Genomic DNA, 9,227 nt, shown 5'->3' with positions numbered 1-9,227 from the left:
GTCGTTGAAGTGCGCCGGGTCGTACACGCCATCTTCGTCGCTGATGATCGTGCGCGACATGGCGGCCAACTCGAGCAGGCGTTGCCAGTCGGCGTTGTTGCGCGCCAGGCGCGAGACCTCCAGGCCCAGCACGATGCCGGCATGGCCCATCGCCACCTCGGTGACCAGGTGCTGGAAGCCGTCGCGGTCGCGGGCCTGGGCGCCCGAGAGGCCCAAATCGTTGTCGATGACGTGCACACGCTCGAGTGGCCAGCCCATCGCGACCGCGCGATCACGCAACGCGTACTGGCGCTTGGTGCTCTCGGTGTTCTCGAACACCTGGCGCTGCGTGGACTGGCGGACGTAGACGAACGCGTCGCGCCGCAGATGGTCGGCGCTGACCTTCAAGGCATAGTCAGTAGGCATATTCATCCTTCGACTGCATGAGCAGCAACATGTTGGCGAGCAAGCGCACGAGTTGCGGATCGTGCGCCACGGGGACCGGCGCTGCTTCGGAGGTCGCGGCGAGTGAAGACGAGGGCAGCGACGGCGCACTGAGCAGCACCACCAGGCCGCGCGACATGCCGTGGAAGACGATGGCGCCCAGTCCATCGGGCCGCGCCTGGCCCTGCAGCACCTGGCAGCGCAASGTCTCGTAGGCTTGGCACGCACTCATGGGCAACTTTGAAGGGTCGATGCCGGGCCGATGCTTCAGCGTTTTTTTTTCCGCGCGATCGCRCGCTCGATGCTTCGCGGGTGCACCGATATGCCCAATTGCTTTTGCACCAGCTGGGCCAGGGTGCGCGCCTGGATCGGGCCGCCGCCGTGGTGGTGCTCGTTGATGACGGTCATCACCTCGGGCGTGAGCTTGTGAGCCGACTTCGGTCCACGGGCCTGGGGCAGCAATCCGCTGATCCCGTCGCGCGCGAAGGCGGCCTCGGCCAGGTAGAAGGTCGGCCGCGACAGGCCGAACAGACTGGCCGCCTCGGCCTTGGTGACGCCGTCCTGGCGCGCGTGACGAAGCATCTCGTACTTGACCTGCACGAGGTCGTTGGCGTCGAAGAAGCCGGCGCTGTCGAACCACGCGGCGCGCACCCGCTGCGGTTGCGGGTTCAGCGCACCGAGCTCGCGCAGTCGATCGGTCTTGGTCGGGTGCTTGGCCATGGTGATGTGTGTGATTTCGGTGTAAGTCACTATACGCCGCATATATTGGCTTATCAAGCCRTATTAAACGGGTTGAATTGAGGCTGTCACATAGCTGATAYTCACCAGAACGTAAGACCGAGCTAAGGGTTGCTTGCGGCATATTGCGGCGTATAGYKGTTTACTTATGCGGCGTATTGTTCTTTACGCCCTTGCGCCGCTGCAGTGCGTTGCGGACCTCATCGACGAGCGCCCTCAGGCGCACGAGATCGTCCGTACGCAACCACGAATGACCGGCGGCGGCACGGGCGAATGCGTCCGGTTCGTCCACGTCGGTCCACGATGCCAGCAATGAGCGCAGGTGCCCGTCCTCATCGAAGAACATCACGCGGTCTTCGCCCCAGGCCTTCTTGCGCGTGCTGAGCACGAAGCGCTTGCCTCGCCACGGGTGGAACGGGTGTGTGACCTCGAACTCAATGGGCGCGCCATCGTTCGCATGGCGTGCAGTTCCTGACCTCAGATAAAACCTTCGCCGAGTCGGTTGTGTTCCAGCTCAACGGATTAGCGGAGGCTCCGCGCCATGCGCTATTGACCGATCGCGAACTCGACGTCTTGCGACGGGTCGCCGCTGGCCAGCGCCTGACTGAAATCGGCAACGCGCTTCACCTTTCCGTGAAGACAGTGAGCACCCACAAGACCCGCATTCAGGAGAAGTTGCGCGTGTCCAGCACGGCCGAATTGGTTCGCTACGCGCTGCGCAACCGCATTGACGATCCGTGATTGGAGCAGTGGCCCGGCCAGGACCGGCCGACCCTGCCTGGGTGACGGAAGCGTCATCAAGGTTGGGTGTATCGAACACCTCGGCCATGGCTACGTCGACCCATCACATTGCGATCGAGGCCAGAAGCCTGAGCGGGACGTGAATCATCAGGGCTCCGCGGCTGGCAGTCACCCTGATGGTGCCTGTACCTCGAATAAATGGGCCGTCACACCCAGCGAAAGCCTACTTCTTCTGAAGCGTCTTGATCGCTTTGTCGCGATCACAGCCCATATCCAGAGCTTCCATCGGCAGGCCGGCGCGCGCGATGTGCATCGGCTCAGGATCACCCGAGATCGTAACCACGACCCGGGTCCAGCCGTCCGCGGTCCTGCCGAACACGGCCGTCCCTTCGACGCCAAGAGTCCGCACGGCGCGCAGGATCCGGGCGTCGTTGACCTTGTAGTCCTCGGGTGCGTAGACGAACGGAATGGTCTCGGTTGCGCTCATGCGGGCATCGTACCGCTCGGCGTAGCGGTCCGCCCAATCCCCCACCGGCCGCACTCATTGCCAGTTGGCGCCGACCGCCACAACCATGGGCAACAGCAGTTAGTGCCGAGTTGGATGCCGAGCCGCCAAGCAGCCGCGTCAGCACTGTGGAGATCCCCATGGAGGTCCTCATGAGGTCGATCGAGTCGCGGGCGATCGTAATCGAACAATTGCAACCTCCTATTGATATTGATGACGGCCTCCGATTGGATTTCGTTGTCGTGGGCGGTGATTGGTGCCATCATGAAACTTGAAGGCTTCTTGGGTCTGGCTGTCAAGAGCATAAATGGCGGCTTGGGGCGACAGCCGACCGCCGTCACAACCAAGCAAGATTGGAGAACGCGAATGGTCGAATCGAGATACGGAAATTGGCGTCGGGCAGGCAGAATGCTGGCCGCAGCCGGACTCCTGACGCTATCGGGGGCCGCCCTGGCCACCGATCAGTCGCAGCAGCGCCAACAAGGCAGGGACACGAATCAGGCTGCCAAACAGGACGCGCGCTCGGACAAGGTCGACTGCCGGGCCGAAAACCAGAAGAGCAACGCCCAGTGCCGGCAGGACAAACACGACACGAAGCAAGGGGGTCGCCAAGAAAAGCGGGACACCAAGTATTGACGGATTACCGGTCGACTGCGTTGGCCGCCGGCAACAGGCCGATCGCGAAACGCTCGCCGGGACTCGCGGCGTCGGGCCGTGATCAATGCGAAATCGCGCTGAAGCGCCGCTCATGAGCGCAGCGTTGCACCAGAGTTTCCTGAACTACCGCTTCGCAGCGAGGGAGCCGACTTTCGAGCTTGGACCGGACAGGAGCTGCCGTATGTGCTCGAGGTGCCCGAGTAGACAGGTACATACGTCAGGTGTAGTGTCGCGACCTCACCTCACCCGCCGCAACTGACTCAGCGGATAGTTGGACACGTCGCGGGCCTCGGTACTTCGGGCGATATTTCGTGCTGGTGCTGGTGCTGGTGCTGGTGCTGGTGCTGGTGCTGGTGCTGGTGCTGCAGATACTATAGGAGCAACTGGAAATGAAACTCAAGCTACTAGCCCCTCTGCTCGTGACCGCGTTCCTTGCGTTGTCCTTGTCTGGCTGCAATAAAGAGCCAGCGCCCAAAGTTTCTGCGCCTAAGGCCCCAACTGTCATGAATTTTGACGAGGCAGCCCTCTTTGAGTTCGACAAGGCAGACCTGAAGCCCGAGGGAAAAGAACAACTTAACGCATACCGCGAAAAGGCGAAAGCCGATCTGAGCAGCGCCGAGAAGGTAAGAGTCGTCGGCTACACCGACAACACCGGTACTGCAGAGCACAACTCGAAGCTGTCGCAGCAGCGTGCGGAAGTGGTTCGCGACTACCTGGTCAGCAGTGGAGTGGACCCCAAGAAGTTGGAAGCCATCGGGGCGGCCGACGCTAACCCGGTTGCTGACAATAGTACGAAGGAAGGTCAGGCGAAGAACCGCCGTGTGGAGATTGAAGTGATTGGGTTAGGAAAGTGAGGATGCTGCGGGCGTGAGTTTGCACTGAGACATAGATTCTGGCCGACGAGAATGCCCAGTGCGTGCCCGAACGCCGTGACGAACAGCGAGCGCACATCGCGATGCGGATTGGCGCCGAGCGTGATGGCGACGGAGATGGAGCCAGGACCGACTGTGAGCGGCATCGTCAGCGGATAGGAAGGCACGCCGCCGCGGGTTTCCAGTTTCCGCCTCGACGGCCGTCGCATGTGCGAGTGCATCCAGCACATCGGGCCTGTTCAGCAGCTTCCAGCCCAAAGTACGCCGGCGTGCTGCTGCTGCCTGTGGTGTTGCTGTACCTGCTGAGTTCGCGCGAACAGCGGCATTGGCTGCTGAAGCCGCAGCCCTATCTGGCCGTGCTGTTGGCCGGCCTCATCTTCATGCCGGCGATCTACTGGAATTCACAGCACGGGTGGGTGTCGTTCGCCTTCCAGAGCAGCCGGCGCCTCGGCGAACTGGGTGGACTGAAGCCTCGCTACTTCCTTGGCTTGGTCGCGTCGCAGTTCCTGCTTCTGACGCCCTATCTGTTCGTCATGGCGATGGCGGTGCTGGGTCGCGGGGCGCGTGCGGCGTTCGCGGGCAAGCTCGACGACCGCGGACTTCCAAACGGCCCAGATGATCAAGAGAGCGACGATGCCCAGCAAGCCGATGAGGATGTAGGGAACGAACGGATCAATTGCTGAAAGCCCATCGCCGCCGTCGCCATGCCCGCCACCGCCTCGCCTGCGGGCGTGCGCCGTGCTGATACTTGCGCACAAGAGTGCGACGCCGAGTAGCGCAAGGCGCGTGCACCTCCTTTTGATGAGTCCGACGGTCACCACTCACCGAGCTTGTCTATTGGACGGCACATTGATTCGCAGACAGCTCTGCGCGAAGCCCTCGCATGCGCTGCTGATCGGGGTTGATGACCTCCGGTGGTTGCCATTGCCAGTTCGTGTACCGGCTTTCGATCTTGTCACGCTCCGCCACGAGTTGGGCGAACCTGGTGGCACGTTGGGATTCGCCCGTGTTGGCGTGTGCCTGCTGGGCGCGCATTGCCTTGCGTTGCTCGGCCTGCTGTACTTGTTGGTCCCAAGGAACGTCGGCGACGTTCTCGATTTGGTATCCAAGGCGTTGGTATCCCGCTCGGTATCCACGAAAACAGGGTCCGTTCGGATCAATGCGATTTCAGGCTTTTCCGATGGCCCAGCGTCGAACGGTTGCACGGGCGCCAGCTTGAGCTAGAGGTGAAACGATTGCAGAAGCCATCACGCGCTCCCGGATCACAGCTCAGCTACCTGAAAGGGGGGTGATCGTTGTCAACGTGGCGCGATTCGTTACGGTCGAGCTCGCCGCCGGCACCACCACCCCAACAGCTAGGCGCCGACGCGGTGCGCAAGCGGTTTCGTCGCGGGGCCGATCACCGCCGGGTTAGCAGTTAGCGCCCGTCAATCGGGCGCGCCCAGCGCCTTGAGCGCTTGAGCGCCTCATGACCCGGCAACATGGTTCAATGGATCGCACGCTCATTCAAAAGTGACGGAGGCAGCCATCAGCACACCATTGACGATCTGCGTGCCACGGATGTCCACCTTCACGCCGTTGGCCAGATTCGCCGCCGTGCCATTGACGAACTCGACGCCGGCGCCGCCAGCGTTCACAGGCTGCCCCTTCACGCGGAAGTCCGAAGAGGAACTGAATGCGCCGACATTACCGATCAGCTCGAACGATGCCGGCCCGCCGGTGCCCGGCACATGCCGGATCTTGAGCTTCGTCGCCTTGAGGACACCGCCTGACACGACGCCTCCCACCTCGACCTTCACGCCGTTGCCGAGCGCGCCCACCGGGCCACCGGTGACCGGCGCGGCGCTCGCATCGACCGGGAAGCCGAGCACGCGCAGCGAGCCCGGTCCCGCGAAGTCCGTGACGATGCCTGCGAACTGGGCTGTCGCGGCGTCGGCCGTCGGCAAGGGATACCACCATTGCACGAGCGTCGCGGCCAGGCCTCCCGCCGCAGCGGCGTCCGCGCGAACGCGCACGAGGGTTCCGTTTGCGAGCGATCGACCGTCCAGGCCCCCGCTCAGAACCGCGCGGCCATAGTCGACCACGAGGCCCCCGAGCGTGAAGGTGCGTCGGGTGGCGTCGAGGTTCTGCACGGTGCCCGTGAGGATCGGCGCGGACGGGCCTCGCTGCTCCACGCGCGTCGCGCGCAGCACCCCCGGCGCGGCCGGCAGACCCCAGACCTGCAATGTGCGCTCCGGCGAGATCGCGGCGAGGCCGGCTGCGTCCGCCCAGACGGTCGCTTCGTCGGTCGTCACCGTCGTCCCCAGGATGACGAAGCTGCCCTGCGCCAGGTTGATCGATGTCACCTGGCCCCGAATGTCGGCAGCGGATTCAACCCGGCGGGCGGTGCCTTGGGTGAAGTCCGCGTTGACCGGTCCGGTGACCTTCACGCTCATGCCCAGCTGGAGCCCGGTGGGCGCATCCTCGACGTTTCCGACGGCACTCTTCGTGTCGTAGCGCAGGCCGTTGACGATGATGCTGCCCGCGCCATCGACGGAGCCGACGCCGCTCGCATCGGCAGTGCTCACGCCGGTGCCACCGGACCCGACACCGGAGCCGTCATCGCCACTGGATGCCGTGGTCGAGCTTCCGTCGCCCGATGCGGTCGAGCCCGATCCACCGGCTGAACTTGCGTCGTCCGATGCGATGCCGCCAATGCCGTTGCCTGCCCCGTCCGAGCTCCTGTCGCCGACAGGGCCAGGGATGCCCGGGCCAGCGGGCGCAGATCCACCAGCGCCCAGCGCCGATGCGCTCACAAGGGCCGCTCCGCCGCCACCCCCTCCGCCGCCTCCGCAGGAAAGCAGCAGGGCCACCATCACCGACAGGAAACCATTGCGCAGCAGGACGTTCGTCATTCATTRCTCCCCGGGAATGGAGAGGGAGCGGGGGGCGTCGCGAGGTCTTCGGCCTCGGCATCCTCGTAGTACGTGTAGATGCCCACCCGGGCGTCCCGAGTCTCCCTTGTCCGCCGCTTCGTAGGCATGCCTCATCTCGCGTGACATTTCTTGGTGAAGCTGACCCCAGCGTTCGCGTGCGAGCTGGTGAATGCGCTCGCATTCCGCAAGCGAGATGCCGCCCGCGAACACCGACCGCTCGAGCAGCGGCGGCTTGGCGCCGACCGTGTTGGAGACGCCCGCCAGCAGATGATCCCGCACGTTGTCGCCGAGGAATGAGAGCATGCCCTTCAGGTCGCTCGCCGGCACGAAGCACCCGACGGCAAGTTCAGTCGTGCCGTCGCGCTCGACCGCCATGTTCAGGCGCACCAGTTCATCGAGAATGGTGCGATGGTGCACGTTGCCCCGACTGGCGCGTCGCGCGACCGCCTCGAAGGAGGGCGCGGACCCTTCGCCGGATGCAATCGGCACCGAGCGGTGAGCCGGGTTGTCCGCGAACATCTGAAGCCACAAGGTCAAGGTCCTCGCCTCCGCCGACATTTTCGTCCTCCAGGCCGGTGTGTCTCATCTCCGTGGAGTTTAATTTCGACTTCGCTCGACAGCGAAGTTCGAGGCCGGTGACGAACTGGACAAAGACATTGGCTTCTGTCTTACATATTCTTCGCATTCGCGAGGGCATAAGAGTAGCGGCCATGTGAACTGTTCACACGCATCTTTTCACATTCGATTGCGTATCTCTCCGAAAAGAATGCGATGCTCAGAACCTTGATTGCATGCGGCGCCTTGTCGTGAACAACCAACCCGTTTTCCAGGAGCGCCGCGATGAGCACCGCCGCCCCCGAGAGTTCGCCGTCTTCCACCGCCTTTGGAAGTCTCGTTGATCTAGCGCGGCTGCAGGTAGGGACCCCTTCTGCGGACATCTGCGACGCATGCAACACCATCAACATGTGGGGTCCGCACGCTACTGCAAATGCTGCTCGCACAAGCTGTCGGCGTTCTATGCGGCCGGCAAGGACAGCGCGAAGAGTCTTCGCGCGCGCGATGCGGTATTGCCCTGGCACTTGCTGGGGACGCCGGGTCGGGCATCCCTGATGGACTTCTGCGCCTTCTCGGTAGTGATCAACGTGCTTGTGGTGATCACTGCATCCATACCGTTTCCATGAGTCCATGCCCTCGCGGCCATCGCCATGACGAAGTTCTGCGAGTCTTGCCATACCGCGAACAGAGACCGCGCGAAGTACTGCCGAGGATGCGCGGGCAAGTTCAGCGGAATTCGCACGGCTGCGAACGTCTCCGCGGGGTCCTCGCCTGAGGGAGGGCCTCCGAGAGTTGCGAGAGTCCCGAGGATCGCGGAGCCCGTGTCGATGCGGATGCTGGCGCCCGCGTTCTTGCCGGCGGCGAAGACGAATAATCTGTTCGTTGTTCCGCGCGTCAGCGAGAGGCGGCAAATCGCCAGTCAGCGGGCCCTTCCCCGCGCCATCGATGTGCCGGTCGTCCTGTTGCTGACGGCCGTCGTCCTGGTGACCGCCGCGTTCGTATTCTGGTATTGGAACCGCACTGTCGAGCGCAGCCTGCCGCCTCCCCGCGAGGCGGCGACCATCTATTGGCAACAGTCACAGTTGGAGGCTGCGCCGGTTGCGGAGCCGGGGRCGAATTCCCCACCGGCGCCTGCGCCGGTCGCTCCGATCGCCGAACCACCGGTCGAGACCGCACCCTCGCTGCAGGAGCCACGGCCTGAAACGCTGGCGGTAGCGCCTGCGCCAGCCGAGCCGCCCGTCACTGTGTCGGAAGCACCAAGGTCTGAAGCACGACGGTCTTTGGAGGTACCGAAAGCTGAAGAGCCACGGACTTCGGACGCGGAGGTTTCTCAGGCGCCAAGTCAAGCGCTGGCGGCACCACACCGGGCTCGCGCCGCCGCGCCACAGCACGGCAGGGGCACGACGAGGGTCGTCGCCACGTGGCGCGGTGTCACAGGCAGCCGCCACGCGGCATCGATGCCCGCCACCAGTGATGTACCGCCCTCGATCCGAACGGAACCGCAACGGGTCGACAACCCTGCCTTGGCCGCGCGCCCAACCGCGCCGGTCCAAATCGGCACGGCTCGTGGAGCAGGCGGCACGACCCGTTGCGATCCGTACAACCCCTTCGGTGAAGCCCTCTGTGTGAACTCTCCGGCGCTGGGGGCTCAAGCGCCGAATTCCTCTGTCGCGGCGACCTCAGGCGCATCATCCGGTCACCGCCCCAGCGGCACTGCGGCATCCAAAGGTTCGAGCGCGCCCGGCGCGTTCGCAATCGTCAACAGTTCGGCAGATCCGGGCGGCAGCGGACCCGGCGCTGGCAATGGCCCCAATGTTGGGA

14 protein-coding genes are annotated in these 9,227 nt (G+C 63.9%); 6 read left to right on the top strand and 8 right to left on the bottom strand.

The features are described 5' to 3' along the window. The 4 genes from AC1DY5_RS30505 to AC1DY5_RS30490 all read right to left on the bottom strand — a co-directional run. The coding region (locus AC1DY5_RS30505; protein ID WP_478117548.1) for a recombinase family protein at positions 1 to 411 on the bottom strand (411 nt) is incomplete at its 3' end. Further along, positions 395 to 655 (bottom strand): hypothetical protein, encoded by a 261-nt coding sequence (locus tag AC1DY5_RS30500; protein ID WP_478117546.1) that lies wholly within the window; start codon positions 653 to 655, stop codon positions 395 to 397. The genes AC1DY5_RS30505 and AC1DY5_RS30500, both read right to left, overlap by 17 nt. Before the next feature lie 35 nt (positions 656 to 690). After that, positions 691 to 1,143, bottom strand: a complete 453-nt coding sequence (locus tag AC1DY5_RS30495; protein WP_478117544.1) for a helix-turn-helix domain-containing protein — start codon at positions 1,141 to 1,143, stop codon at positions 691 to 693. A 160-nt stretch (positions 1,144 to 1,303) separates the two neighbouring features. Continuing rightward, a complete protein-coding gene (locus AC1DY5_RS30490; RefSeq protein ID WP_478117550.1) occupies positions 1,304 to 1,600 on the bottom strand; it encodes a DUF5372 family protein in 297 nt (98 codons plus the stop codon). 23 nt (positions 1,601 to 1,623) lie between these two features. Between AC1DY5_RS30490 and AC1DY5_RS30485 the strand changes: the two genes are divergently transcribed. After that, on the top strand, positions 1,624 to 1,902 hold the full coding sequence (locus AC1DY5_RS30485) for a response regulator transcription factor (protein WP_478117542.1): 279 nt from the start codon (positions 1,624 to 1,626) through the stop codon (positions 1,900 to 1,902). A gap of 223 nt (positions 1,903 to 2,125) precedes the next feature. On the opposite strand, the gene AC1DY5_RS30480 is transcribed toward AC1DY5_RS30485, so the two are convergent. Beyond that, entirely contained in the window at positions 2,126 to 2,389 is a 264-nt protein-coding gene (locus AC1DY5_RS30480) for a hypothetical protein (RefSeq protein WP_478117541.1), read from the bottom strand. A 231-nt stretch (positions 2,390 to 2,620) separates the two neighbouring features. Here AC1DY5_RS30480 and AC1DY5_RS30475 point away from each other — a divergent pair, with 231 nt between their 5' ends. The 4 genes from AC1DY5_RS30475 to AC1DY5_RS30460 all read left to right on the top strand — a co-directional run bounded on the left by AC1DY5_RS30475 (position 2,621) and on the right by AC1DY5_RS30460 (position 5,160). Continuing rightward, a complete protein-coding gene (locus AC1DY5_RS30475) occupies positions 2,621 to 3,043 on the top strand; it encodes a hypothetical protein (protein ID WP_478117539.1) in 423 nt (140 codons plus the stop codon). A gap of 410 nt (positions 3,044 to 3,453) precedes the next feature. After that, positions 3,454 to 3,918, top strand: a complete 465-nt coding sequence (locus AC1DY5_RS30470; protein ID WP_478117537.1) for an OmpA family protein — start codon at positions 3,454 to 3,456, stop codon at positions 3,916 to 3,918. A gap of 287 nt (positions 3,919 to 4,205) precedes the next feature. After that, positions 4,206 to 4,619: a hypothetical protein gene (locus AC1DY5_RS30465; protein ID WP_478117535.1), complete on the top strand. Its 414-nt coding sequence runs from the start codon at positions 4,206 to 4,208 to the stop codon at positions 4,617 to 4,619. 154 nt (positions 4,620 to 4,773) lie between these two features. Further along, entirely contained in the window at positions 4,774 to 5,160 is a 387-nt protein-coding gene (locus AC1DY5_RS30460) for a hypothetical protein (RefSeq protein ID WP_478117533.1), read from the top strand. 278 nt (positions 5,161 to 5,438) lie between these two features. On the opposite strand, the gene AC1DY5_RS30455 is transcribed toward AC1DY5_RS30460, so the two are convergent. The 3 genes from AC1DY5_RS30455 to AC1DY5_RS30445 all read right to left on the bottom strand — a co-directional run bounded on the left by AC1DY5_RS30455 (position 5,439) and on the right by AC1DY5_RS30445 (position 7,729). Further along, positions 5,439 to 6,503 (bottom strand): DUF5666 domain-containing protein, encoded by a 1,065-nt coding sequence (locus AC1DY5_RS30455; protein WP_478117532.1) that lies wholly within the window; start codon positions 6,501 to 6,503, stop codon positions 5,439 to 5,441. 327 nt (positions 6,504 to 6,830) lie between these two features. Then, positions 6,831 to 7,370, bottom strand: a complete 540-nt coding sequence (locus AC1DY5_RS30450) for a hypothetical protein (RefSeq protein ID WP_478117530.1) — start codon at positions 7,368 to 7,370, stop codon at positions 6,831 to 6,833. 149 nt (positions 7,371 to 7,519) lie between these two features. Next, the gene (locus AC1DY5_RS30445) at positions 7,520 to 7,729 is read right to left on the bottom strand and encodes a hypothetical protein (protein WP_478117528.1); all 210 of its coding nucleotides are present in this window, start codon (positions 7,727 to 7,729) and stop codon (positions 7,520 to 7,522) included. A gap of 69 nt (positions 7,730 to 7,798) precedes the next feature. Here AC1DY5_RS30445 and AC1DY5_RS30440 point away from each other — a divergent pair, with 69 nt between their 5' ends. Further along, on the top strand, positions 7,799 to 8,032 hold the full coding sequence (locus AC1DY5_RS30440; protein ID WP_478117526.1) for a hypothetical protein: 234 nt from the start codon (positions 7,799 to 7,801) through the stop codon (positions 8,030 to 8,032). The last annotated feature ends 1,195 nt before the right edge of the window (positions 8,033 to 9,227 follow it).

Source organism: Variovorax sp. P4_D9 (genome assembly GCF_056401695.1).
This window is presented reverse-complemented; position numbering and strand designations above follow the sequence as displayed.